This is a genomic window from Parafrigoribacterium mesophilum (assembly GCF_039652555.1).
GTDB lineage: Bacteria > Actinomycetota > Actinomycetes > Actinomycetales > Microbacteriaceae > Parafrigoribacterium > Parafrigoribacterium mesophilum.
In genome coordinates this window covers 205,714-229,244 of sequence record NZ_JBDJAF010000001.1, presented here as the reverse complement: position 1 = coordinate 229,244, position 23,531 = coordinate 205,714, and the positions used below count along the sequence as shown (strand labels likewise).

The 23,531-nt window shown below is 65.9% G+C and carries 21 protein-coding genes and 1 other RNA gene; 17 read left to right on the top strand and 5 right to left on the bottom strand.

The annotated features are described in order from the left end of the window. Position 1: 1 nt before the first annotated feature. The 13 genes from ABFX56_RS01090 to ABFX56_RS01030 all read left to right on the top strand — a co-directional run bounded on the left by ABFX56_RS01090 (position 2) and on the right by ABFX56_RS01030 (position 12,752). Complete coding sequence (locus tag ABFX56_RS01090; RefSeq protein WP_346231431.1) at positions 2-760, top strand: flagellar biosynthetic protein FliR; 759 nt, start codon at positions 2-4, stop codon at positions 758-760. Continuing rightward, positions 761-1,855 (top strand): EscU/YscU/HrcU family type III secretion system export apparatus switch protein, encoded by a 1,095-nt coding sequence (locus ABFX56_RS01085; RefSeq protein WP_346231430.1) that lies wholly within the window; start codon positions 761-763, stop codon positions 1,853-1,855. A gap of 34 nt (positions 1,856-1,889) precedes the next feature. Further along, complete coding sequence (locus ABFX56_RS01080) at positions 1,890-3,905, top strand: flagellar biosynthesis protein FlhA (RefSeq protein ID WP_346233113.1); 2,016 nt, start codon at positions 1,890-1,892, stop codon at positions 3,903-3,905. Then, positions 3,889-4,836 (top strand): hypothetical protein, encoded by a 948-nt coding sequence (locus tag ABFX56_RS01075; RefSeq protein WP_346231429.1) that lies wholly within the window; start codon positions 3,889-3,891, stop codon positions 4,834-4,836. Before ABFX56_RS01080 ends, ABFX56_RS01075 begins: the two co-directional genes overlap by 17 nt. A 9-nt stretch (positions 4,837-4,845) precedes the next feature. After that, positions 4,846-5,082: a carbon storage regulator CsrA gene (gene csrA / locus ABFX56_RS01070; protein WP_346231428.1), complete on the top strand. Its 237-nt coding sequence runs from the start codon at positions 4,846-4,848 to the stop codon at positions 5,080-5,082. A 183-nt stretch (positions 5,083-5,265) separates the two neighbouring features. Continuing rightward, complete coding sequence (locus tag ABFX56_RS01065) at positions 5,266-6,084, top strand: Nif3-like dinuclear metal center hexameric protein (RefSeq protein WP_346231427.1); 819 nt, start codon at positions 5,266-5,268, stop codon at positions 6,082-6,084. Positions 6,085-6,132: 48 nt separating this feature from the next. After that, the gene (locus ABFX56_RS01060) at positions 6,133-6,873 is read left to right on the top strand and encodes a zinc ribbon domain-containing protein (RefSeq protein ID WP_346231426.1); all 741 of its coding nucleotides are present in this window, start codon (positions 6,133-6,135) and stop codon (positions 6,871-6,873) included. Next, the gene (locus tag ABFX56_RS01055) at positions 6,873-7,685 is read left to right on the top strand and encodes a reverse transcriptase-like protein (RefSeq protein WP_346231425.1); all 813 of its coding nucleotides are present in this window, start codon (positions 6,873-6,875) and stop codon (positions 7,683-7,685) included. The genes ABFX56_RS01060 and ABFX56_RS01055 overlap by 1 nt, the downstream gene beginning before the upstream one ends. 103 nt (positions 7,686-7,788) lie before the next feature. Beyond that, positions 7,789-8,185: RNase P RNA component class A (rnpB, locus tag ABFX56_RS01050), an RNA gene on the top strand. 87 nt (positions 8,186-8,272) lie between these two features. Next, positions 8,273-10,417: an amylo-alpha-1,6-glucosidase gene (locus tag ABFX56_RS01045; protein ID WP_346231424.1), complete on the top strand. Its 2,145-nt coding sequence runs from the start codon at positions 8,273-8,275 to the stop codon at positions 10,415-10,417. A gap of 1 nt (position 10,418) precedes the next feature. Next, entirely contained in the window at positions 10,419-11,477 is a 1,059-nt protein-coding gene (locus ABFX56_RS01040; protein ID WP_346231423.1) for a glycosyltransferase, read from the top strand. Between the two features lie 64 nt (positions 11,478-11,541). Further along, the gene (locus ABFX56_RS01035; protein ID WP_346231422.1) at positions 11,542-11,940 is read left to right on the top strand and encodes a ferritin family protein; all 399 of its coding nucleotides are present in this window, start codon (positions 11,542-11,544) and stop codon (positions 11,938-11,940) included. Further along, complete coding sequence (locus ABFX56_RS01030; RefSeq protein ID WP_346231421.1) at positions 11,937-12,752, top strand: family 1 encapsulin nanocompartment shell protein; 816 nt, start codon at positions 11,937-11,939, stop codon at positions 12,750-12,752. Before ABFX56_RS01035 ends, ABFX56_RS01030 begins: the two co-directional genes overlap by 4 nt. Before the next feature lie 81 nt (positions 12,753-12,833). On the opposite strand, the gene ppgK is transcribed toward ABFX56_RS01030, so the two are convergent. Continuing rightward, positions 12,834-13,583 (bottom strand): polyphosphate--glucose phosphotransferase, encoded by a 750-nt coding sequence (ppgK, locus tag ABFX56_RS01025; protein ID WP_346231420.1) that lies wholly within the window; start codon positions 13,581-13,583, stop codon positions 12,834-12,836. A gap of 70 nt (positions 13,584-13,653) precedes the next feature. Here ppgK and ABFX56_RS01020 point away from each other — a divergent pair, with 70 nt between their 5' ends. After that, on the top strand, positions 13,654-13,827 hold the full coding sequence (locus tag ABFX56_RS01020; RefSeq protein ID WP_346231419.1) for an SPOR domain-containing protein: 174 nt from the start codon (positions 13,654-13,656) through the stop codon (positions 13,825-13,827). Between the two features lie 109 nt (positions 13,828-13,936). Here the strand turns inward: ABFX56_RS01020 and gdhA are convergent, their stop codons facing one another. Both gdhA and panB read right to left on the bottom strand, forming a co-directional pair. Further along, positions 13,937-15,286, bottom strand: a complete 1,350-nt coding sequence (gene gdhA, locus ABFX56_RS01015; RefSeq protein ID WP_346231418.1) for an NADP-specific glutamate dehydrogenase — start codon at positions 15,284-15,286, stop codon at positions 13,937-13,939. Between the two features lie 173 nt (positions 15,287-15,459). Further along, positions 15,460-16,296, bottom strand: a complete 837-nt coding sequence (gene panB / locus ABFX56_RS01010; protein WP_346233112.1) for a 3-methyl-2-oxobutanoate hydroxymethyltransferase — start codon at positions 16,294-16,296, stop codon at positions 15,460-15,462. A 77-nt stretch (positions 16,297-16,373) separates the two neighbouring features. Here panB and ABFX56_RS01005 point away from each other — a divergent pair, with 77 nt between their 5' ends. Beyond that, a complete protein-coding gene (locus ABFX56_RS01005) occupies positions 16,374-17,711 on the top strand; it encodes a glutamine synthetase family protein (RefSeq protein WP_346231417.1) in 1,338 nt (445 codons plus the stop codon). 12 nt (positions 17,712-17,723) lie between these two features. Then, positions 17,724-20,666 (top strand): bifunctional [glutamine synthetase] adenylyltransferase/[glutamine synthetase]-adenylyl-L-tyrosine phosphorylase, encoded by a 2,943-nt coding sequence (locus ABFX56_RS01000; protein WP_346231416.1) that lies wholly within the window; start codon positions 17,724-17,726, stop codon positions 20,664-20,666. 78 nt (positions 20,667-20,744) lie between these two features. Here the strand turns inward: ABFX56_RS01000 and glnA are convergent, their stop codons facing one another. Then, positions 20,745-22,169 carry a type I glutamate--ammonia ligase gene (gene glnA / locus ABFX56_RS00995; protein ID WP_346231415.1) on the bottom strand — a complete coding sequence of 475 codons (1,425 nt, stop codon included), beginning with the start codon at positions 22,167-22,169 and terminating at the stop codon, positions 20,745-20,747. A gap of 138 nt (positions 22,170-22,307) precedes the next feature. On the opposite strand from glnA, the gene ABFX56_RS00990 reads away from it, so the two are divergent. After that, positions 22,308-22,724 (top strand): RDD family protein, encoded by a 417-nt coding sequence (locus tag ABFX56_RS00990; RefSeq protein ID WP_346231414.1) that lies wholly within the window; start codon positions 22,308-22,310, stop codon positions 22,722-22,724. Positions 22,725-22,767: 43 nt separating this feature from the next. Here ABFX56_RS00990 and ABFX56_RS00985 read toward each other — a convergent pair whose 3' ends face one another. Continuing rightward, on the bottom strand, positions 22,768-23,490 hold the full coding sequence (locus ABFX56_RS00985; RefSeq protein ID WP_346231413.1) for a DUF4191 domain-containing protein: 723 nt from the start codon (positions 23,488-23,490) through the stop codon (positions 22,768-22,770). Positions 23,491-23,531 lie beyond the last annotated feature (41 nt).

The window sequence follows — 23,531 nt, the reverse complement described above, 5'->3', positions numbered from 1 at the left end:
CATGGCGTTCACCATCAACATGGGCTGGATCGAGGCGGTGATGCTCGCCGGCGTGCGGATCACCGCATTCCTGGTCATCGCGCCGCCGTTCTCGCACAACGCGATCCCACTGCGGATCAAAGGCATGCTCGCGATCGGCCTGGCGCTGGCGGTCTCGCCGAAGGTGACGGGCAGCTACGTGCCGCAGAACACCGGCGTCTACCTCGGCCAGCTGCTCATCGAAGTGGTGATCGGAGCGGCCCTGGGGTTCTTGGTCATGCTCGTGTTCTCCGCTGTGCAGTCCGCCGGAAGCATGATCGACATGTTCGGCGGGTTCTCGATGGCCCAGGGTTTCGACCCCCAGTCGATGATCAACGGCGCCCAGTTCGCCCGGCTGTTCCACATGACTGCGTTGGCGCTGCTCTTCGCCTCCAACGGCTACCAGCTCATCCTCGGCGGACTGGACCGCAGCTTCAGCGCGTTCCCGCTCGGTGGCGCATTCGATCTCACCGCCCCGGCGGAGGCGATGGTGAACGGCGTCACCCAGATGTTCCTCGCCTCCGTGCAGATCGCCGGCCCGCTGCTCGTGGTGCTGTTCCTGGCGGATGCCGGTCTCGGTCTGCTCACGCGCGTCGCGCCGGCATTGAACGCGTTCGCAATGGGCTTCCCGCTTAAGATCCTGCTCACCGTCACCCTCGCATCCATCGTCTTCATCGCGCTGCCGTGGATCGTCGCCTCCCTCACCGGGCAGGCGCTGGCCGTGTTGCCGGGGGTGAACTGAATGCCCGACGACTCCGGCGAAAAGACCGAGCAGGCCACCCAGAAGCGGATGAAGGAGGTCCTGGACAAGGGGCAGCTGTCCCGCTCCCAGGACATGACCGCGTGGCTGGGCGTTGGCGCGGCGGCGCTGATGCTGCCCAGCACCATCTCGCTCGGGGCCGCCGCGGGCACCGAGCAGGTGTTCGCGGTCGGCGCTCTGGCCGCGAACCCGGATCCGGCGACCGCGGTGCGCGTGCTCGGTGATGCGCTCGGGTCGGTGCTCACCACGCTCACCCCGTTCCTGTCGGTGGTGGCGCTGTCGGTGCTGGTCGGTTCCGCGGCTCAGGGCGGATTCCACCTCACCAAACTGCAGGGCAAGTTCGAGCAGTTCAACCTGGTCACCGGACTGAACCGGGTGTTCGGAACCCAAGCACTGTGGAACGGTTTCAAGGCGCTGCTGAAGACCGCCGTCGTCGGCCTCGTACTGTTCTGGGTGATCCAGGGTCTCACTCCGATCCTGATGACCGCAGGCGGCCTGCCGGTATCTGCGTTGCTTGACGCCGCGGGCGACGGGGCCGGCTCCATGTTGCGCTCCGCGGTGCTCGCCGGACTCGCCCTAGCCGTGCTCGATGTCTTCGTGGTGATGCGCCGAAACCGCAAGAAGACCAGGATGACCAAGAAGGAAGTCAAGGACGAGAACAAGAACACCGACGGCGACCCGCTGATCAAGTCGCAGCGCCGCTCCCGGCAGCTGGCGATGAGCCGCAACCGGATGATGGCCGCCATCGCCGACTCCGACGTCGTGGTGATCAACCCCACCCACATCGCCATTGCGCTCAAGTACGAACCGGGAAAGTCAGCTCCACGCGTCGTGGCGAAGGGCGCCGGCACCATCGCCGCACGCATCCGGGAGCAGGCCGCCACAGACGGCGTGCCGATGGTGCGGGACATTCCGTTGGCCAGGGCGTTGCACGCCGCCTGCGAACTCGGCCAGGAGATTCCGGTCGAGTTGTACAACCAGGTGGCCCGCGTGCTCGCGTTCGTGATGGCGCTGAAGCGGCGCGGCTCCGCGGCCGGCGTGCACACCATGACCAATTCCACCGTTGGAGGCTCGTAACGTGAACCGCAACCTGTCTAAGCTCGCCGTCCCGATGGGCGTGGTGGGCATCATCATGCTGCTTGTGGTGCCGGTGCCGGCGTTCATGCTGGACATTCTGATCATCGTCAACATCATGCTGGCGTTGGTGATCCTGCTCACCACCATGTTCGTGAAGAAGCCGCTGGATTTCTCGGTGTTCCCGTCGCTGCTGTTGGTGGCCACCCTGTTCCGGCTCGGTCTCAATGTCGCGTCCACTCGGCTGGTACTCGGCGATGGGTACGCCGGTCAGGTGATCGCCGCGTTCGGGCACGTGGCGGTCGGCGGCTCCATCATCATCGGGGCCGTCATCTTCCTGATCCTGGTGGTGATCCATTTCGTCGTGGTCACCAAGGGCGCCGAGCGGGTCGCCGAAGTCGGGGCCCGGTTCACCCTGGACGCGATGCCGGGCAAGCAGATGGCCATCGATGCCGACCTCAACGCCGGCCTGATCACCGACACCCAGGCCCGGGAGCGCCGCGCCGAGGTGTCTGCCGAGGCGGACTTCTACGGCGCCATGGACGGCGCATCCAAGTTCGTCAAGGGCGACGCGATCGCCGGAATCATCATCATCATCATCAACATCGTCGGCGGGATCGCGATCGGGATGCTGCAGCGCGGCATGGAGATCGGCGACGCGCTGAACACCTACACGCTGCTCACCATCGGTGACGGTCTGGTCACCCAGATTCCGGCCCTGCTGATGGCGGTATCCACCGGCATGATCGTCACCCGCTCCAACGCCGAAGCGGACATGGGCACCTCGGCGTCGGCGCAGCTGACGCAGTCCCGCAACGCGCTCATGATCGCCGGCAGCGCCGCCATCGTGATGTCGGTCATCCCGGGGATGCCGATGATCCCGTTCATCCTGATCGGCGCCGTGTTGATCATCGCGGCCCAGCGCATCCGGGCACGCGAGCAGGCCGAGACCGCGGAGCTGGAGATCGCCGAAGCCGAGAAAAACGGACCACGTTCGGAGACCACCGAGGATCTGATCGAGCAGATGCGGGTGCACGCCCTGGAAATCCTGCTCGCCCCGGACCTCGTCGATATGGTGTCCGGCGCTTCCGACGACCTGCTGGCCAGGGTGCGCGCGCTGCGCCGCAAGATCGCGATGGAGTTGGGCATCGTGGTGCCGCCGGTTCGCACCCGGGACAGCATCGACCTGCCATCCTCCACCTATGTGATCAGGATCGCCGGGGTGGAAGCCGGACGGGGACTGGCGCCCTCTGGCAAGGACCTGGCCCTGGGAGACGCGCTCGACTCGCTGCCGGGCACCACGACCATCGAGCCGGTGTTCGGGCTGGCCGGCAAGTGGGTGCCCACGGAGTTGCGCCACAGCGCCGAGATGACCGGGGCCACCGTGATCGACCGGGTATCGGTGCTCGTGACGCACCTGTCGTCCATCATCACGGCCAACGCCGCCCGGCTGCTCACCAGGGAAGACGTGCGGGTGCTCACCGAGGGCGTTAAGGGCGCCAACCCCTCGGCCGTCGACGAACTGATCCCCGGGCTGCTGTCGCTGGCGGAGGTGCAGCGCGTGCTCGAGGGGCTGCTCGTGGAGCAGATCCCGATCAACGACCTGCCGCGCATCTACGAGGCGCTGACTCTTCGCGCCAAGGTGTCGACCGAGCCGGAGGGACTCATCGAAGCGGCCAGGCAAGCCCTCGGCCCGGCTCTGGCGGCGAAGTACCTGGACGGGTCGGTGCTACGGGTCATCATGATCGACCCGACCCTCGAGCAGTCGATGCTGGAGGGGTTACGCCCGTCCGATCAGGGCACGCAGATCCTGCTGGACCCGAACCGGCTGGAGGCGGTACTGGCCTCACTCACCGAATCGGTCACCAAGGTCGAGGAGACCGGCCGGACGGCCGTGCTGGTGTGTGCACCAGCGCTGCGGCCCGCCATCCGTCGCCTGGTCGCACCGCAGGTGGCGGGACTTGCTGTGCTGTCCTACCAGGAGGCGACCGCCGCGAACGTGGACGTCGAGACGGTAGGGGTGGTGCGAGGCGCGGATGCGATTGCAGCTTGAGGGTACAAGCCTGTCCGATCTTCAGGCGCAGGTGCTGGCCGAACACGGCACGACGGCGACGATTGTTCGGGTCGAGAAGGTCACGGTCGGCGGCATCCGCGGCTTCTTCGCCAGGAGGCACTACGAGCTGATCGTGGAGGTTTCGCAGCGGCCGGACGGTCAACCGGATGCCTCGCCGGAAGCCGCTCCCGTGCCGGAAGCGGTGCTGCCCGGCGCGATCCTGCCCGGCGAGGTTGCCGACGCGCTACTGGACCTGCCGGCGCGAGTGGGCCTCGCCGCGCTGTTGGAGCGCGCCGAGGAAGACGAGGGTCAGCTCAACGGCATGGCTGGCGGAACACCGACGGTATCCGGCAGGGGAGAGGCCGGAATCCGGCGAGGCGACGGTGGCGAGACCGCGCGCGTTCCCGCCGAGAACGTCTCGACCAGGTCCGACACGTTCGCCGGCATCCTTGCGGACCTCGCCAGCATCACTGCGGAGCCCGCGCCCCAGGTCGTCACTCCGGATTCGCCGCGGCCGCTTCGAGGAGCAGGCGACCTGGTGGTGGTGGTTGGCATGGGCGAGGACCCGTACCTCGTCGCCGACGCGTTGGCGAGCACGGCGGGCGCAGGCGAGGTCAGCGTGGCTGGCGAATTGAGTATCGTCGGTGCGCAGCGAGTGGATGATAGGCGCACCGCACTCACCGCGCGGGTGCAGGGCGTGCAGTCCGGGCACAGTGTCTTCGTCGCACTGGGGTTGGGGGACACGTCACCCGACGTCTCGACCCTGCGTTCGCGTGGCGCTGCGATCCAGCAGTTGCATCCGGATCAAGTGTGGGCAGCGGTGGACGTGGGGCGCCCGCCGGACGACACCGCGGCGTGGATGCGCGCCATCGGATCGGTGGTGTCGGTGGATGCCGTGGCGATGGTCGGGGTTCAACAGCGGCTTCGGTAGAGTGGGCGGGTGCTGGTGCTCACGCGGAAAACCGGGGAGAAGATCCTCATCGGCGACGATGTGGTCATCACGGTGCTCGACGTGCGGCGCGACGGCGTGCGGATCGGGATCGAAGCGCCGAACGGCGTCAAGATTCAACGCGACGAGGTAGTGCGGGCGGTCACCGAGGCGAATGTCGCTGCCGCGCAGGCCGACCCGGATGCGGCCGAGCGTATCAAGGCGCAACTGGGGCTCCCGCACTCCTGACCCCCCGGTGACCGGCCCCCGGTGGTCGAGCGTTCCGGTGGTCGAGCCTGTCGAGACCCGCGCAGGTGGCCGCTTCCGGGTGGTCGAGCCTGTCGAGACCCGGTTCTGTGCCTCGCGTGATTTCAACGGCCTCAATCATCGGGGCCGCTCTTTCGCCGGAGCCCGAATTACTAGACTGGCGGGATGCCCGTCTCTGTCGCCGAAGTGAACGCCGCAGTCCTGAAGCTCTGGCCGATGTCCGGAGCCGAGGGCTGGGACGCCCCGGGTTTGCTCGTCGGCGACCCCGCCGCATCCGTGGGTTCGATCCACCTCGCTGTCGATGCCGTGCTCGACACCGTGGACGAAGCTGTCCAGGCCAAGGTCGATCTGTTGCTCACCCACCACCCGCTCCTGCTCCGGGGAGTTACCACCGTCGCCGAAGATCGCTACAAGGGGGCCGTCGTGGCGCGGCTGATCCGCGGAGGATGCGCGCTCATCGCAGCGCACACCAACGCCGATGTCGTAGAGTCGGGCACCTCCGCGGTGCTTGCCGGGATGCTGGGGCTTGAGGATGCTGCGCCGATCGTCGCCGGGGCCATCCCAACTCAAGGCATCGGCAGGGCGGGCACCCTGCCGCAGGCGATCACGCTCGGTGCCCTGGCCAGAAAGCTCGGTGCGCTGTTGCCGGCGACGGCATCCGGCATCCGAGTTTCCGGGGCATTCGACGCACCGGTGCGACGCATCGCGCTGTGTGGCGGCGCGGGGGACTCGCTGCTGGGCGAACCGGCGGTGCTGGCCGCGGATGTCTACATCACTTCCGACCTGCGGCACCATCCGGCTTCGGAATTCCGGGAGAATGCGCAGGTCTCCGGTGGCACAGCTCTGATCGACGTTTCGCATTGGGCCAGCGAATGGCTGTGGCTCGACACCGCCGCGGAACAGTTGCGTCAGGAATTGCCCGAGGTCACCGTGACCGTCAGCGACCTGCGCACCGATCCGTGGGACTTTGTGGTTATGCAATAGCAGCATCCAATCCGACCAAGACCCGCATGAACCTAAAGTGAGGAACAGATGGCACTGAAAGCTAGCCCAGAAGATCAGGCACGATTACTGGATCTGCAGGCCATCGACACCCGGCTGCAGCAGCTGGCTCACCAGGCAGCGGGTGTGCCTGAACATGCCGCGCTGGCCGAGTTGAACGCGCGGGCAAGGGAAGTCGACGGGCAGCTGGCCACCATCGGTGGTGCGCTGGAGGATACCCGCACCGAACTGGCACGAGCCGAATCCGATGTCGCCGTCGTCGAGGCCAGAATCGCGCGGGACACCGAGCGGGTGAACGCGACCTCCTCGCTCAAAGACGTCGCAGGACTGGAGACCGAGCTGGCCAGCCTGCGGAAGCGGCAATTCGACCTGGAGGAGATCGAACTCGAGGTGATGGAGCGCATCCAGGCACTCGAGGAGGATCAGGCGCGTGCACAAGCGGCCAAGGACGAGCTCGCCGCGGAGCGGGTAGAGGTGGAGGCGCGGCTCGGCAGCGTGATGGGCACCGTGTCGAGCGAGCAGAAGCACGCGCAGGCGAATCGGGCCACCGTTGCCGAGAAGCTTCCGCAAGACCTGCTGGCGCTCTACGAACGTCAACGCGAACGTTACGGCGCCGGCGCATCCCTGTTGCGCGGTGGGGTGTCTGGGGCGAGCGGTCTCAAGCTCAACGAGCACGACATGGCGATCATCCGGGCCGCGGCCCCGGACGACGTGCTGCTGTGCCCGGACAGCAACGCCATTCTGGTGCGAACGGCAGAGTCCGGGATCTGATGTCCCGCACGCTCGTCGTCGAGGCAGACGGTGGCTCCCGCGGCAACCCCGGGCCGGCGGCGAGCGGATCAGTGGTGATCGACGCGGCGACGGGTGAGGTACTCGCCGAGGTCGGTCGGTACCTCGGGGTCGCAACCAACAACGTCGCCGAGTATCACGGACTGCTTGAGGGTGTCAGGCGCGCCAGGGCCATCGACTCGGAGGCTCACCTGCTGGTGAGAATGGACTCGAAGCTCGTCGTCGAGCAGATGTCCGGACGGTGGAAGATCAAGCATCCGGCCATGGCTGCGCTGGCCGCGGAGGTGCGCGCAGAGTTGGCTACGAGCGATGTGACCTTTCAATGGGTGCCACGGCTGAACAACTCACGCGCCGACGGGCTGGTGAACCTGGCACTGGACACAGGGGCGGATGTCGGTGCCGCGGGCGCCGGGGCGGCGGATGTCGGGGCTGCGGCATCCGGCACTGATGGCGAGTTGGCGGATTTGCTCGCGGCCGAGGCGTTGCTGCGGGGTACGGATGTGGATCGGGCGACGGTGGAGTCGCTGCTGCACGAAGACTACTGGGCGATTGACGATGCCGGTGCGATCCTCACCCGCCGGGAAGCGGTCGACGTCTTCGCAGCATCCACACCGCTGCTTTTTGAACCCGAGGATGCTGCCAGTTGGCAGTTGGCATCCGGCCTGTATCAGCTCCGATACACCCTCAGCAGTGGCCCGCGCAGCATCCGCAGCACCTCGCTGTGGCGCCGTACCCCGTCCGGCTGGCAGGTGCTCTTCCACCAGGCCACCCCGCTTTCCGACCGCCTTCCTTAACCCGTCTCACGGAGTTTCTGTCGCCGGCACCCCTACTTGACTGCCGTGTGGCCGGTTCAGGTCAGAAACTCCTTGAAACGGGTCAGGATAGAATGACGACGAATGGGTCGGCAAGACGGTCGCGTCATCCGCGGTTCTGGCAACAGGGCAGCGGATGCCGAGGAACGTCCGGGCTCCGCAGGGCAGGGCGGTGGGTAACACCCACCCGGAGCAATCCGCGAGAAAGTGCAACAGAAAGCAGACCGCCTGCCGCTTCGGCGGCGGGTAAGGGTGAAACGGTGGTGTAAGAGACCACCAGCAGCCCGAGTGATCGGGCTGGCTGGGTAAACCTCGTCCGGAGCAAGGTCAGACAGGGAACGTTTTAAGGCTGCCCGCCGAGTTCCCGGGTAGACCGCTAGAGGGCTGCGGCAACGTGAGCCCCGAGATAGATGGCCGTCCAACACCGCACTGTTTCGACAGGGCAGTGCAGACAGAACCCGGCGTATCAGCCGGCCCATTCGCCCCACCTCGGAATATCCCGTGATCTCTGGCGGGCCGGTTCTGGCCCGTAGGACAATGGACCAATCTCTTGCCCGTGGAGGTGGTTGGTGTCCGGATGGAATGCGGAAACGTCCGCGAACTTGGCCGGAAGCGGCGCGCTCACGATCGTCGAGGGATCATCGTTCGCGGTCAGCGCCGTCACCGGGGACATTCTGCCCGGGCAGTTTCAAGGCGTCTACTTTCGGGACACCCGGTTCATTTCGACGTGGAAGTTGCTGATCAACGACCACCCCCTGGAGTGTCTGTCCGCAACCGTGCCCAAGCCGTACCGCGCGGTGTTCGTCGGGCGCGCGGTGGGTCGTCCCGGTCGCGGTGATTCGCCACTCATCGTTGAGCGCACCAGGCAGGTAGGCGTCGGACTGCGCGAGGAGTTCGTCCTGCACAACTACTCCACGGAGCCGATCGAGTTCACCATCGATCTTGAGGTCGGCGCCGACTTCGCTGACCTTTTCGAGGTTAAGGGCGGCACCGTGCACCGGACCTGGACGCAGTCGATCAGCGAGCAGGACGGCACCCTCGCCATCGATTCGGAATGGAAGGATCGACAGCGCGGGCTGCGCGTCTCTGCACCGGCAGCCATCATCGCTCGTGAACAACTTCATTTCGGCGCCACAATCCCGCCGCGCGGCCAGTGGACTACGACCATCGTGGCCACTCCGACCATCGACGGCGAACTGATCACCAGCGGCTTCCCGGCCCACCTGCCGCTCTCCGACTCGCGCGCCGCCAGACGGTTTCGCGCCTGGGTGTCCAAACTGCCGGTCACCTCGGTGGACGACCCGAGCGTACGCAAGACCCTTGAACGCAGCGATATCGATCTGGGTTCGTTGCGCATCCACTACCCCGATCATCCCGAACGCGAAGTAGTCGCCGCCGGCGCACCGTGGTTCATGGCGCTGTTCGGGCGCGACTCCATCCTCACCTCCTACATGGCATTGCCAGTGGACCCGGGCCTCGCGCTGGGCACGCTGCAGACCCTCGCGGAATTTCAAGGCACGAAATCGGAGGCCAGAACCGAGGAGCAGCCCGGCCGGATCCTGCACGAAGTGCGGCTCGGAGTGGACGTGAGTTTGGCGCTCGGTGGTGAGGGCGTCTACTACGGCTCCGTGGATGCGACGCCTCTGTTCGTGACGCTGCTGGGCGAGTTGCAGCGCTGGCGTGGCGCGAGCGAGGAAACCGCCGCCCTGCTGCCCGCCGCCGACCGCGCGTTGGACTGGATCGCCGAATACGGCGACCGGGACGGCGACGGTTTCGTGGAGTACCAGCGCAGCGACCCGCAGGGCTTGATCAACCAGGGCTGGAAGGATTCCTGGGACGGGGTGAATTTCGCGGACGGCTCGCTGGCCGAGCCACCGATCGCGCTGTGCGAAGTGCAGGGCTACGTGTACAGCGCATACGTGGCCAGAGGGCTTTTAGCCAGCTCCGCCGGCGACGAAGAGGAGGCGCAACGCTGGGCGGCCCGCGCGGCCGCATTGAAACGCGAGTTCAATGAGCGGTTCTGGCTCGACGATCGTGGCTACTTCGCCATCGCGCTCGATCGGGACAAACGGCAAGTGGATGCGTGCGCGTCCAACATGGGGCACTGCCTGTGGTCGGGGATCGTGGACGACGACAAAGCTGCTCTGGTGGGCGAACGGTTGCTGTCCCCGGAAATGTTCAGCGGCTGGGGCGTGCGAACTCTTGGTACCGACATGGGCGCATACAATCCGGCTAGCTACCACAACGGGTCGGTGTGGCCTCACGATAACGCGCTGATCGTCGCTGGACTGATGCGGTACGGACTGGTCGAACAGGCGCACCGGGTCGCGTTCGCGGTGCTGGATGCCGCGGAGTCGTTCGGCGGACGCCTACCGGAGTTGTTCTGCGGATTCGACCGCGACCTGTACCCGGAGCCGGTCGCCTATCCGACCTCGTGCTCACCGCAGGCGTGGGCCTCGGCAGCACCGATCTCGTTGTTGCGCAGCCTCGCCCGGTTGGACCCCTGTGTCCCAGACGGTGTGGTCTGGTTGGCGCCGACATTTCCGCAGAGCTTCGGCGATGTCTTCGTCGACCAGATGCCCCTGGGCGGCGGTCGTGTTTCGGTGGAGCTCACCGGTACCCAGGGCCACATCAGCGGCCTGCCCGAGGGAATCACCGTGCAGTCCTCACCTCGGCCGACCAGCCACGAACTGTCGGAATTGCAAAGGGCATGAGATGCGCATCGGTATGCTCGCCCCACCGTGGATTCCGGTGCCGCCTCCCGCCTACGGCGGCATCGAGGAAGTGATCGATGTGCTCGCCTGCGGCCTGAGCGGCCTCGGCCATCAGGTGATTCTCGCGGCGCATCCGGCCAGCACCTGCCCGGTGGAGCGCATCCCGGTCGTCCCCCTTGCTCCCTCGGTGCAGATCGGGGACCGGCAGGAGGAACTGCGCCACGTCATCGACGCCTACGCAGCCTTTGAGGAACTGCGGGTGGACCTGGTGCATGATCACACGACGGTCGGTCCGGTGTATCGCCGCCGCCCGGCCGATATGCCCGTCGTCACGACGGCGCACGGCCCGTTCACCGCCGAACTGCAACAGCACTACCGTTCGGTACCGCCCGATGTCAGCATCGTCGCCATCTCGCGGCACCAGGCGAGCACCGCGGGCCCGGTGAAGGTCGCCCGCGTCATCCATCACGGTATCGATGCCGAGCACATCGCGCCGGGCGACGGCGCTGGCGGATATCTCGCGTTCCTCGGCCGGATGGCGCCGGACAAGGGCGTACGGGAGGCGGTCGAGGTGGCCCGTCAGGCCGGCGTGCCCCTGCTCATCGGGGCGAAGATGCGCGAGGCCCAAGAGCACAAGTACTTCGCCGACGTCATCGAGCCGCTCCTCGGCGGCACGGTGGAATACCTCGGCGAACTGGGCACGCGGGAGAAGTTCGACCTGCTGAGGTCCGCCATGGCGATGGTGAACCCACTTCGGTGGCCGGAGCCGTTCGGCATGGTGATGATCGAGGCTATGGCGGTCGGAACACCGGTGCTCGCGACGCCGGAAGGGTCGGCACCTGAGCTCATCGAAGACGGGGTGAGCGGCTTCTTGAGAAGCTCCATCGCCGGGCTGGCCGCCACCGTGCCGCTGATCGCGGACCTGGACCGCCGCCGTGTTCGGTCGCACGTCGTCCGCAATTTCTCGAAGGAACGCATGGCCCGCCTCTACGAGGACTACTTCCGCGCCGTGGTCGGCGACAACGATCAAGACCTCGTCGGGACCGCCGCCGGTCTCTGAGGAACTTCCCGGGGACGGCGGTGCGGGGTACGGTCGGAGCCGACCGGCCCAAGGAGGCACCCGCATGGCAACCGACCAGTACCACGAACCGCCCAGCGAACTGTCGGCGAAAACGCGCACCTTCGCCCGCATGTGCGCGAACCTTACCGAAGAAGCCGAAGCGATCGGTTGGTACGAGCAGCGAATTTCTCTCGAGCCGGACGCCGACGCCAGGGCGATCATGCTCGACTCGCTCGGCGAAGAGTTCAAACACTTCAGTATGGATCTGGAATTCCTCCTGCGAGCCAATCCGCTGTGGCGGCGCACCGCCGAGGGAATCCTGTTCACCGACGGAGACATCGTGGGTAACGGCGAGCGCTCAGAAGCCGCAGCGGCCGATCCGCAATCCGCTGGTGCAGCATCCGTTTCCCCGCACGGTGACGCGTCGCTGGGGATCGGCAGCCTCAAGGGAACGCAGTCGTGACCGGCGGGCACCTGCTGCGCGAGCACGCGCCGATCTCCGACTCGGCCTGGCAGCTCCTGGATGACGAGGCCCGCACCAGGTTAACCGTTTCGCTTGGCGCCCGCGCGGTGGTGGATTTCTCCGGCCCGCACGGCTGGGAGTACTCGGCCAGCAGCCTCGGCCGGGTGGTGCCGATCGCCGGCACGGGGACGGATGACGTGGGGATTTCCCGTCGCAATGTCACGCCGGTGGTCGAGCTTCGTGCGGACTTTCCCGTCGCGCGCTCGGAATTGGCCAATCATGATCGGGGCGCTGAGGACGTCGACCTGGCTGGTTTGCAGGAAGCGGCGTTGCGCATCGCCAGCGCGGAGAACCTGGCGGTGTTCCACGGCATGGAGGCCGCCGGCATCGTCGGCCTCACCACGGCGACCGGCTATTCACCGGTTCCCCGCGTGGCCAACTTCCAGGATTATCCCGGCCGCGTCGCCAAGGCGGTTGAGACGCTGCTGCGCGGCGGCGTCGGCGGCCCGTTTGCGTTGGCGCTCGGACCGTCGGACTACACCGCCGTCATCGAGACCGCCGAGAACGGTGGATATCCGATGGCTCACCATGTCCGCAGCATCATCGGCGGGCCCATCGTCTGGGCACCAGGGGTGCGTGGCGCCGTGGTGGCCAGCACCCGGGGCGGCGACTTCCTGTTCGAGTCAGGACAAGACCTCTCGATCGGTTACCACAGCCACGATGACACCGTCGTGAACCTGTACCTGCACGAGAGTTTCAGCTTTCGCGTCGCCACACCGGAGGCCGCTGTGGCCCTCGCCGAGTTGGCCTGAGGAGGCCTGTCGGGTCCAGCGTGGGAGTCGTGTTTCCGGTGGTCGAGCCTGTCGAGACCCGCGTAGAAGGCGCGGCCGAAGCTAGGGGTTGACCGCCAGCGCGGCGCCACCGAGGATACCCGCATTGTTCCGCAACGTGGCCGGCACGATCGGGGTACGCAGGCTCAGCAACGGGAGGAATTCCTCCGAGTTTTTGGAGACTCCGCCGCCCACGATGAACAGGTCAGGAGAGAAGATGAACTCCAGGTGGCTGTAGTACGCCTGCAGGTTGCCGGCCCAGTTCTGCCAGCTCATCTTGTGGCGCTCCTTCGCGGAGACGGATGCGGTGCGTTCGGCGTCCTTACCGGCGATTTCGAGATGCCCCAGCTCCGAGTTCGGGATGAGCACGCCGTTGTAGATCATCGCGCTGCCGATGCCGGTGCCCAAGGTCGTGAGCAGAACCAAACCGTCAACCCCCTTGGCGGCACCGTAACGGTGCTCGGCAACACCAGCGGCATCCGCGTCGTTGACGAAGTGGATGTTGCGGCCGAGGCCCTTCTCGAACAGCTTCTCGGCCTCGAGTCCGATCCACCGCTTCGACACGTTCGCCGCAGACATGGTCTTGCCGCCGAGCACGATAGCCGGGAAGCACACGCCGACCGGCGCATCCGGCTCAATCGTGCCCAGCTGAGCAAACAACTCGAGCACGGTGTCGACGATGGCTTCGGGTTCGCCGCCCTCGGGTGTAGCCAGCTTCAGACGGTCGCTGACCAGGGTTCCGCTCGCGACGTCGACGATTGCCCCTTTGATTCCGGTGCCACCTATGTCGATGCCTACTGCCGTCGTGGTCATGCACACGTCCTTGAGTTTGAAGTGTCGTATGGGGTTATGATCAACCCTAGTTTCCCTTGGGAGGTGCGAAATGTCGCAGTGGTGGTACAACCTCCGCACGCACGAAGTCGAAGAAGGTATGGTCTCGCCGGCGGTGGATCGGGCCGGACCGTTCGACACTCGAGAAGAGGCCGCACGGGCCCCCGAGATCATGGCCGAGCGCAGCCGCGCCTGGGCCGCCGAAGACGCCGCGGACGAAAAGTAGTCCCTGGCCCACGAGCAGAACCTGGCCAACCCAAGGTGGCTCCGCCCTGAGCCATACCTGGGTTGGCGCAGACCTTGCTTGGCGCAGACCTTGCTTGGCGCAGAATTGCCTAGATCAAACCTTGCGCGAGCATGGCGTTGGCGACCCGGGTGAAGCCTGCCGCGTTCGCGCCGACAATGTAGTCACCGGGGTGGCCGTACATCTCGGCCGCTGCGAACGCGCTGTTGTGCACGTCTTTCATGATCTGGCACAGCTTTGCTTCGCTCTCGTCGAAGTCCCAACGCTGTCGGGCCGCGTTCTGCGTCATTTCCAGCGCAGAGGTGGCCACTCCGCCGGAGTTCGCTGCCTTGCCGGGCGCGAACAACACGCCCGCCTCCTGGAACAGCTCAGCCGCATCCGGCGTGCAGGGCATATTCGCACCCTCACCGACGGCAATCACACCGTTCTTCACCAATTCGGCCGCGTCGTCAGAGCCCAGCTCATTCTGGGTGGCCGACGGCAGCGCGATCTGGCCTGGCACGTGCCAGACCTGCCCGGAACTGACGAACCGGGCGCTGGGCCGCCGTACCGCGTACTCGGAAATCCGGGCGCGCTCCACTTCCTTGATCTGCTTGAGCAACTCCACGTCGATTCCCGCCTCGTCGACGATGTATCCGGAGGAATCCGAGGCGGTGATCGCCTTGCCACCGAGTTGCTGCACCTTCTGGATCGCGTAGATGGCCACGTTGCCGGAACCGGACACGATCGCGGTCTTGCCTTCGATGCTGTCGCCGCGGGTGGCGAGCATCTCCTGCACGAAGAACACCAGACCGTACCCGGTCGCCTCGGTGCGCACCTGTGCGCCGCCCCAACCGAGTCCCTTGCCGGTGAGGGCGCCCGATTCGTGCCGATTGGTCAGCCTGCGGTACTGGCCGAACAGGTAACCAATCTCCCGGCCGCCGACTCCGATGTCACCGGCCGGCACGTCCGTGTATTCGCCGATGTGCCTGTGCAGTTCGGTCATGAAGCTCTGACAGAACCGCATCACCTCGTTATCCGACTTCTGATGCGGATCGAAATCGCTGCCGCCCTTGCCGCCGCCGATGCCCTGCCCGGTGAGGGCGTTCTTGAAGGTCTGCTCGAAGCCCAGGAATTTGATGATGCCCAGGTTGACGCTGGGGTGGAAGCGCAGGCCGCCCTTGTACGGGCCGAGTGCCGAGTTGAACTGCACTCTGAAGCCGCGGTTGACCTGAATGGTACCGGAGTCGTCGACCCACGGAACGCGGAACATGATCTGCCGCTCGGGTTCGACCAGCCGCTTGAGGATGCCGTTCTCGGCATACTCCGGGTGCAGTTCCAGCACCGGGCTGATCGACTCGAGCACTTCGCTCAGAGCCTGATGAAACTCCGGTTCGCCGGCGCTGCGAGCAACCGCCTTGTCGTAAACGGATTGGATGACGGGGGAGAGAGATGACTGCATGAATGTCTTTCGTGAGGAGACGTAAATCAAGAAGGTGTGTGCGCTCAGCTAGTCGTGTTAGCCGCAAGGTGGGCGGGATTCGCCCCTGCTACGACGTTGGAGCCAGTGGAAGACGCCGCTCTGGTCAGCGCGTCGTGGAAATAGCGTACCCCTTCGCGCCTGATCGTTACGCGTCAGTCGGTGTAACCGTGCTCCGGCGCCGGGTATTGCCCCGAGGTCACATCCGCTTGATAGGCCACAGCAGCATCCGTAAGGGCCTGTCGCAAATTGGCGTACTGGCGCACGAACTTAGGGATGCGGCCGGTGCTGAACCCTGCCCAGTCGGTCCAGACCAGCAGCTGCCCGTCGACGTCGGGACCGGCACCGACACCGATAGTGGGAATTTTCAATTCTCGTGTGACGCGCGCCGCGGCATCCGAGGTCACCATTTCGAGGACCACCGCGAAGGCACCGGCATCTTCGACGGCGTGCGCGTCGACGAGGAGCTGTTCGACCTGATCACCGCGTCCCTGGATGCGGTGGCCGCCCAAACCATGTTCGCTCTGCGGGGTGAAGCCGATGTGCGCCATCACGGGGATACCCGCAGACACGATGCGGCGGATCTGCTCCGCGGACCGCACGCCGCCCTCCAGCTTCACGGCATGGGCGTGCGCCTCTTTCATGAACCTGAAGGCACTGTGCAGGGCCTCGTCGATACCGGTCTCGTATGATCCGAACGGCATATCGGCGATAACGAACGCGCGTTTGGCGGCTCCGGCCACAGCCCGGGTCAGCGGAATAAGCTCATCGATGGTGACCGGAAGGGTCGTGTCGAACCCGAGCACGTTATTGCCGGCGGAGTCGCCGACCAGCAGAAAATCGATGCCGGCCTCGTCGAAGATCTGCGCCGTCAACTGGTCGTAGCTGGTCAAGCCGGTGATCTTCGTTCCGGACTCTTTCGCGGTCTGGAAATGACGCGTACGAACCCGCTTCAGACCAGCCTGTGCCGCCGCTGCGCTCGGATCTGTCATCGATGCCACAGTGAACACTGTACCTGCCTGGAAGCGGCTAGCCTGATATCCCAGGCTGGCGCAGGAAAAGAGGGCTGATGGACAAGCAACGGGACTTCGTTCTTCGCACCATCGAAGAGCGGCAGATCAAATTCGTCCGACTCTGGTTCACCGATGTGATCGGCACACTGAAGTCGGTGGCCATCGCGCCGGCCGAGGTGGAGGGTGCCTTCAATGAGGGCATCGGATTCGACGGTTCGGCCATCGAAGGCCTGACGCGCACGTTCGAGGCCGATGTGCTGGCGCATCCGGACCCCGCCACCTTCCAGATTCTGCCCTGGCGCGGCGAGACCGACCTCACCGCACGGATGTTCTGCGATATCAACACTCCGGATGGGCAGCCCGCGGTGGCCGACCCGCGGAATGTGCTGAAGCGCACCCTGGCGAAGGCGGCGGAGCGCGGCTTCACCTTCTATACGCATCCGGAGATCGAGTTCTACCTGCTCAAGAGTTCGCAGTACGGCATCGAGGGTCCGAAACCGGTGGATTCCGCCGGTTATTTCGACAATGTGCCCGGCGGCACGGCGCATGACTTCCGCCGCCGTTCGGTGCGGATGCTGGAAGACCTCGGCATCTCGGTCGAGTTCAGCCACCACGAGGCCGGCCCTGGCCAGAACGAGATCGATCTGCGCTACGCGGACGGCCTCACCACCGCAGACAACATCATGACCTTCCGCACGGTGGTGAAAGAGGTCGCCATCGAGCAGGGCGTGTACGCGTCGTTCATGCCGAAGCCGCTCTCCGGGCATCCGGGGTCGGGCATGCACACCCACATGTCGTTGTTCGAGGGCGACACGAACGCGTTCTTCGAAGCCGGGGCTCAGTACCAGCTGTCCAAACTGGGCCGCCAATTCATCGCGGGCTTGCTCAAGCACGCCCCGGAGATCACCGCGGTGACCAACCAGTTCGTGAACTCCTACAAACGGCTTTGGGGCGGGGACGAGGCGCCGAGCTTCGTCTGCTGGGGCCACAACAACCGTTCCGCCCTCATCCGGGTGCCGCTGTACAAGCCGAGCAAGGGCCAGAGCTCGCGGGTGGAGTACCGCGCCATCGACTCTGCGGCCAACCCCTACCTGGCGTTCTCGCTGATGCTCGCCGCCGGGCTCAAGGGCATTGAGGGGGACTATGAACTCCCCGTGGAAGCCGAGGACAACGTCTGGAGCCTCAGCGACGCCGAACGGCGGGCGCTGGGCTATAGCCAACTGCCGGCCAGTCTCGATCACGCCCTGTCGATCATGGAGGACTCCGAACTGGTCGCCGAGACCCTCGGCGAGCAGGTGTTCAACTACGTCCTGCTCAACAAACGCCAGGAGTGGAAGGAGTACCGCGCGCAGGTGACGCCGTACGAACTTCAAAGCAACCTGGAAAAGCTGTAGCAGGCCGCCACGATGGCCAGGCAGGAGAGCGCGCTCACCGGTCTGGCTCGGCTCGGCTTCACGCAGCTGAGGGCGGCAGAAGAGCTGCTGCGGTCCTGGGACGCCGCTGCGAACTTCCTGCCGCTGCTGTCGGCCAGCGCCAATCCCGACCAAGCGCTGCGGATGCTGGTCGAGCTTCGCGAGCGTGCCGCGCCGGGCACTGATGCGGTGCTCGCCGACCCGGCCGCCGCATCCAGGCTGATCCGAGTGCTCGGGGCGTCAAAGGGGCTCGCCGAGTTCTTCCTCCGGCATCCGGCCGAGGTAGCCGCGCTGGCCGACGCGCTGCCGGCCCTGCCGGATGCCGACTCCTACCGCGCCGACCTCCTCGCGGCCGTTGCGGGGCTGCGCACAGAAGTGGCGGTGAACATCCTTCGCAAGCGCTACCGGTGGCACCTTGCCCGGATCGCCGCCTGGGACCTGGAGCAGGCAGATGCTCTGGGCGCCGTGGACAGCGTCGGAATGGCGTTGGCCGATCTCGCAGGCGCGACCCTGGATGCGGCCCTGTCGATCGCCAGGGGGCAATCGCGGTTTCCGAAAGACGAGACCGCAGCCACCCGACTGGCGATCATCGGCATGGGCAAAGCGGGGGCGCGGGAGCTCAACTACGTCAGCGACGTCGACGTGCTGTTCGTGGCCGAACCCGGTGACGCGATGAGCAACGAGCGGGCCGTGCAGATCGGCACGGCGCTGGCGATCGCCACCTCGCAGGCCATCTTCGGGCTGGCCACCGAACCTGAGCTGTGGGAGGTGGATGCCAACCTGCGCCCCGAGGGTAAGGACGGCGCCCTGGTACGCACCCTCGAGTCCCATCTGGCGTACTACGCGAGATGGGCCAAGGGCTGGGAGTTCCAGGCTCTGCTGAAGGCGCGGCCGCTGGCGGGAGACCTCGAGCTGGGCGGTCGTTTCGTGGATGCTGTGGCGCCGGCGGTGTGGTCCAGCGCGTCCGGCGAAAACTTCGTCGAATCCGTGCAGCGGATGCGCGAGCGCGTCACCGCGAACATCCCCAGGGACGAGGTGGACGTTCAGCTCAAGCTCGGCCCCGGCGGACTGCGCGACGTGGAGTTCACGATCCAGCTGCTGCAACTCGTGCACGGCCAGACCGACCCGGGCGTGCGTCAGCGCGGCACCCTTCCGGCGCTACACGCCTTGGCCGAGCGCAGTTACATCGGACGCGAGGAAAGCGCCGAGTTCTCCCAGGATTACCGGTTTCTGCGCCTTCTCGAGCACCGGCTGCAACTGGCCCAACTGCGCCGCACCCACCTGATGCCCCGAGAACCGGAGGACTTGCGCCTGCTCGCGAGGGCCAGCGGGCTGCCCGGCGCGGAGGAACTCACGGCGCGGTGGCAGCGCACCAAAACGGCAGTGCGCGGGCTCCACGAGCGGCTCTTCTACCGGCCGTTGCTCGCCGCGGTGGCACACCTGCCGGAGGGCGGCATGGCGCTCAGCAGTGAGAACGCCGCGGCACGTCTGGCCGCGATCGGATTCACCGATCCGCAGGGCGCGCTCAGGCACATCGCGGCGCTCACCGCTGGGGTGTCACGCCGGGCCGCCATCCAGCGCAATCTGCTGCCGGTGATCCTGCAATGGCTGGCCGAAGGGGCCGATCCCGACCGCGGACTGCTCGCTTTCCGGCGCCTGAGCGACGACCTGGGGGAGACGCACTGGTACCTGCGGATGCTGCGCGATTCATCCGGTGCCGCGCACCGCCTTGCCCAATTGCTGGCAGGGTCGCGGTTCGTGGGCGACCTGCTGGAGGGCATTCCCGAGGCAGTGGCCTGGCTCGAGGCGGACGACCAATTGCAGCCCAGGGACCGGGCGCAACTGTTGCAAGAGGTGCACGCGATCGTGAAGCGGCACGCTCGCAACCAGGAGGCCGGTGCCGGCGCCATTCGGGCGATGCGCCGGCGGGAGGTGCTGCGACTCGCGATTTCGAGCATCCTCGGTCTGATCACGGTGGAACAGCTCGCCAGTGGGCTCACCGATGTGGTGGACGGCGTCTTGACCGGGATGCTGGCGCTCGCGCACCCGCAGAACGACGGGATCGAATTCGCCATCATCGCCATGGGCCGCTACGGCGGTGCGGAGCTGGGTATCGGCTCCGACGCCGACGTGATGTATGTCTACCGCGCCGGGTCGGCATCCGCCGAGCTGGCGCAATCCACGGCAGAGAAAATCGTCGGCACGCTGTCTCGGCTCACCGAGGACGTGCGACTACCTCTGGACTTGGACATCAATCTGCGGCCGGAAGGGAAAAACGGCGCGATCGTCCGCTCCCTGGACTCGTACCGCGCCTACTACGCCCGATGGTCGCTCACCTGGGAGGCGCAGGCGCTGCTGCGCGCGCGCACCGCGGTGGGCGACGGTGACCTGCTGCGCGACTTCGAGGCGCTGGCCGACGAGGTGCGTTATCCCGTCGCCATCTCGGACAAGGATGTGCGGGAGATCAAGCGCATCAAGGCACGGGTGGAGTCGGAACGGTTGCCTCAGGGAGCTGACCCATCACGGCATTTGAAGCTCGGCCGTGGCTCACTCAGCGACGTTGAGTGGTTCGTGCAGCTCCTGCAGCTGCAGCACGGCGCTCGCATCGCGGCCCTGCGCACCACCTCGACGTTGGAGGCTCTGGCGGTAGCCACTCGGGAGAACCTGGTCAGCGAGGGCGATTCGAACCGGCTTCAGGAAGCCTGGTTGTTCGCGTCCCGCACCCGCTCGGCGATGACGCTGTGGACGTCCAAGACCACCGATGTGCTGCCCGGCACTCGCGCGCAGCTCGAGGGAGTCGCCAGGATCATGGGATATCCGCCTGGCTCGGCGAACGCACTCGAGAGCGACTACCTGCGCGTCACACGCCGGGCGCGCCACGTCTTCGAGAGGGAGTTCTACGGGGTTCTGGAGGGCTCGGCACCGGAGGCCGGCTAAGCGTCCCCAGAGATACCCTTCCGGACGAAACACCCCGCCGCGGCGGGCGATCTCGTCCGGAAAGGTATCGCTCGCGGGTTAGACCCCGTAGTACAGTTCGTACTCGAACGGATGCGGGCGCTGCGCGGCCGGGATGATCTCGTGCTCGCGCTTGTAGGCGATCCAGGTCTCGATCAGGTCGGTCGTGAACACGTTGCCCTCGGTGAGGAAGTCGTGGTCGGCTTCCAGGATCCGCAGCGCTTCCTCCAGGGACGCCGGCACCTGCGGGATGTTCTTGGCTTCCTCCGGCGGGAGTTCGTACAGGTCCTTGTCGATGGGCTCGTGCGGCTCGATCTTGTTCTTGATGCCGTCGAGGCCCGCCATCAGCTGCGCGCTGAACGCCAGGTAGGGGTTACCGGATGCATCCGGCGCACGGAACTCGATGCGCTTGGCTTTCGGGTTCGTGCCGGTGATCGGGATGCGGATCGACGCGGACCGGTTCCCGGCTGAGTAGACGAGGTTCACCGGGGCTTCGAAGCCGGGCACCAACCGTCGGTACGAGTTGAGCGTCGGGTTTGTGAACGCCAAAAGAGCACCGGCGTGCTTGAGGATGCCGCCGATGTACCAGCGGGCGATGTCGCTGAGTCCGCCGTAACCGCTCTCGTCGTAGAACAGCGGGGTGCCGCCGTTCCACAGTGATTGGTGCGTGTGCATGCCGGATCCGTTATCGCCGAACAGCGGCTTCGGCATGAACGTCGCGGTCTTACCCCACTCGAACGCCGTGTTCTTCACGATGTACTTGAACTTGAGGATGTCGTCCGCGGCGTGGATCAGCGTGTCGAAGCGGTAGTTGATCTCGCACTGCCCGCCGCTGCCGACCTCGTGGTGGCTGCGTTCGAGTACCAGGCCCGCCGCTATCAGCCGAAGGCAGATGTCGTCGCGGAGGTCGGCGAGCTGGTCAACCGGGCTCACCGGGAAGTAACCGCCCTTGACCGGCGTCTTGTTCGCGAGGTTGCCGCCTTCCTCGACGCGTCCGGAGTTCCAGGCGCCCTCGTTGGCATCGACCGCGTAGAAACTCGAGTTCTGCTTCACCTCGAAGCGCACGTCATCGAAGATGTAGAACTCGGCCTCCGAGGCGAAGAACGCGGTGTCCGCGATGCCGGTGGATGCGAGGTACCGTTCCGCCTTCTTGGCGACCTGGCGCGGGTCGCGGGCGTAGATCTCACCGTTACGCGGGTTGTAGATGTCGAACAGCATGATGAGGGTGCGCTCGGCGCGGAACGGATCAACGTACGCGGTGGTCACATCGGGGATCAGCTGCATGTCCGATTCGTGGATCGATGCGAAGCCGCGAATCGACGACCCGTCGAAGAGCTGCCCCACCGCGAAGAAGTCCTCGTCGACCGTGGCCGCGGGGATGTTGAAGTGCTGCTGCACCCCGGGAAGATCCGTGAAGCGGAGGTCGAGGAATTTGACGTCGGTGTCCTTGATGAAAGCGAGCACCTCGGATGGATCAGTGAACATGCAGAAGACTCCTAGAAACGATGAATCAGCTTCGGCTGCCGTGCGCGGCCACTGCCGAGCGTAGCCCTGCCCGGTTTCCCGGCGGTATCCCGATTGTTTCACCCGTGTTACGCACTCCCACTTGAATAGGATGAAGTCATGGCCGGCTCACAACGCACAGTGCAGGGCGCTTCGAACTCCTGGCCCGGGGAACGGCTCGGCTTACCGGAGTCTGGCCGTCGTTCGATCGGGCGGATCGGCCGTCGCGCGCTGGCACTGGTCATCGACTGGGGACTGAGCGTGCTGGTCTCCGTGGCGTTCTTCGATTACAACCCGTGGGCGACGCTCGATGTGTACGCCATCACCCAAGTCGTCTTCATCGCCACCGCTGGTGGCAGCGTTGGTCATCTCATCACCGGGATGCGCGTGGTTCCCCTGGCCGGCGGTTGGGTCGGTATCTGGCGACCAATCGTGCGCACGGTGCTGATCGGCCTGGTGATTCCGGCAGTAATCTGGGACAAAGACCAACGCGGCGTGCACGACCGGGTCGCCGGAACGGTGCTGGTCCGGGTCTGAACCCCGGAGTGCTTCAGGTTTTCCGGGCTAGCTTATACGGGCGTCAGCGCGGCCGCTGCACCCGCGGTTTCATCGGGTCGATGCCCTTCGGGATCGGCAACGCGCTTCTGCCGGACTTCACGAGCGACTTGATGCGGTTGTCTACCGCGTACACCTCGGCCTTGTTCAGCGTGTTCTTGAAGCGACGCACCTTGCGGGCCAGCTTGTGCAACGGCACCGCATCCGCGTCAGGCCCGACGTGCAGGAAGTTGATCGGCACGTTCGGCAGGATTCTCGCGACCCGACGTCGCTCCTCCTCGAGCATCTTCTGAGTGCGGCTTTTGGGGCCTTCTCCGATCAGGACTACGCCGCCGCGGCCGACCGCCCGGTACACCGCATCCTGAGTTCTCGGGCTGACCGCGATGGGCATCTCGCTTCCGGTCCAGCCGCGGGGAAGTGAACTCTTGAGCACGGCGCCGACCGCACCGGGCTTGCCCTCGATCTGCGCGTACGCCGCCTTTTCCGCGCGGCGGCCCAGGATGATCATGAACGCGAGGATGCCCGACATCACACCGACGAGGATCCAGAGCACGAACCCGAACACCGTGCCATCGGAGGTGAGCAGGCCGATGACCGTGCCTACCGCTACCGGGGCGAAGAAGCCCAAAGCCATCCACCAGACGGACTGCGGGTCGTGCTCCCGCGTCATCTTGTAAACGCGGTACATCTGCTTCAGACGACCTGGCGCTTTTTCCTTCTTGGGCCCTGCGGGTTTCTTCCTTGCCATGACTTCAAGGATACGGCCACCGTCTCCTCCCCATGCTCCGG

Bases quoted from the DNA above. Each gene is read 5' to 3' on its own strand.
- ABFX56_RS01090 (WP_346231431.1), top strand. From the start codon at position 2: ATGGCGTTCACCATCAACATGGGCTGGATCGAGGCGGTGATGCTCGCC.
- ABFX56_RS01085 (WP_346231430.1), top strand. From the start codon at position 761: ATGCCCGACGACTCCGGCGAAAAGACCGAGCAGGCCACCCAGAAGCGG.
- ABFX56_RS01080 (WP_346233113.1), top strand. From the start codon at position 1,890: ATGGGCGTGGTGGGCATCATCATGCTGCTTGTGGTGCCGGTGCCGGCG.
- ABFX56_RS01075 (WP_346231429.1), top strand. From the start codon at position 3,889: ATGCGATTGCAGCTTGAGGGTACAAGCCTGTCCGATCTTCAGGCGCAG.
- ABFX56_RS01065 (WP_346231427.1), top strand. From the start codon at position 5,266: ATGCCCGTCTCTGTCGCCGAAGTGAACGCCGCAGTCCTGAAGCTCTGG.
- ABFX56_RS01060 (WP_346231426.1), top strand. From the start codon at position 6,133: ATGGCACTGAAAGCTAGCCCAGAAGATCAGGCACGATTACTGGATCTG.
- ABFX56_RS01055 (WP_346231425.1), top strand. From the start codon at position 6,873: ATGTCCCGCACGCTCGTCGTCGAGGCAGACGGTGGCTCCCGCGGCAAC.
- ABFX56_RS01040 (WP_346231423.1), top strand. From the start codon at position 10,419: ATGCGCATCGGTATGCTCGCCCCACCGTGGATTCCGGTGCCGCCTCCC.
- ABFX56_RS01035 (WP_346231422.1), top strand. From the start codon at position 11,542: ATGGCAACCGACCAGTACCACGAACCGCCCAGCGAACTGTCGGCGAAA.
- ppgK (WP_346231420.1), bottom strand. From the start codon at position 13,583: ATGACCACGACGGCAGTAGGCATCGACATAGGTGGCACCGGAATCAAA.
- ABFX56_RS01020 (WP_346231419.1), top strand. From the start codon at position 13,654: ATGTCGCAGTGGTGGTACAACCTCCGCACGCACGAAGTCGAAGAAGGT.
- gdhA (WP_346231418.1), bottom strand. From the start codon at position 15,286: ATGCAGTCATCTCTCTCCCCCGTCATCCAATCCGTTTACGACAAGGCG.
- panB (WP_346233112.1), bottom strand. From the start codon at position 16,296: ATGACAGATCCGAGCGCAGCGGCGGCACAGGCTGGTCTGAAGCGGGTT.
- ABFX56_RS01005 (WP_346231417.1), top strand. From the start codon at position 16,374: ATGGACAAGCAACGGGACTTCGTTCTTCGCACCATCGAAGAGCGGCAG.
- ABFX56_RS01000 (WP_346231416.1), top strand. From the start codon at position 17,724: ATGGCCAGGCAGGAGAGCGCGCTCACCGGTCTGGCTCGGCTCGGCTTC.
- glnA (WP_346231415.1), bottom strand. From the start codon at position 22,169: ATGTTCACTGATCCATCCGAGGTGCTCGCTTTCATCAAGGACACCGAC.
- ABFX56_RS00990 (WP_346231414.1), top strand. From the start codon at position 22,308: ATGGCCGGCTCACAACGCACAGTGCAGGGCGCTTCGAACTCCTGGCCC.
- ABFX56_RS00985 (WP_346231413.1), bottom strand. From the start codon at position 23,490: ATGGCAAGGAAGAAACCCGCAGGGCCCAAGAAGGAAAAAGCGCCAGGT.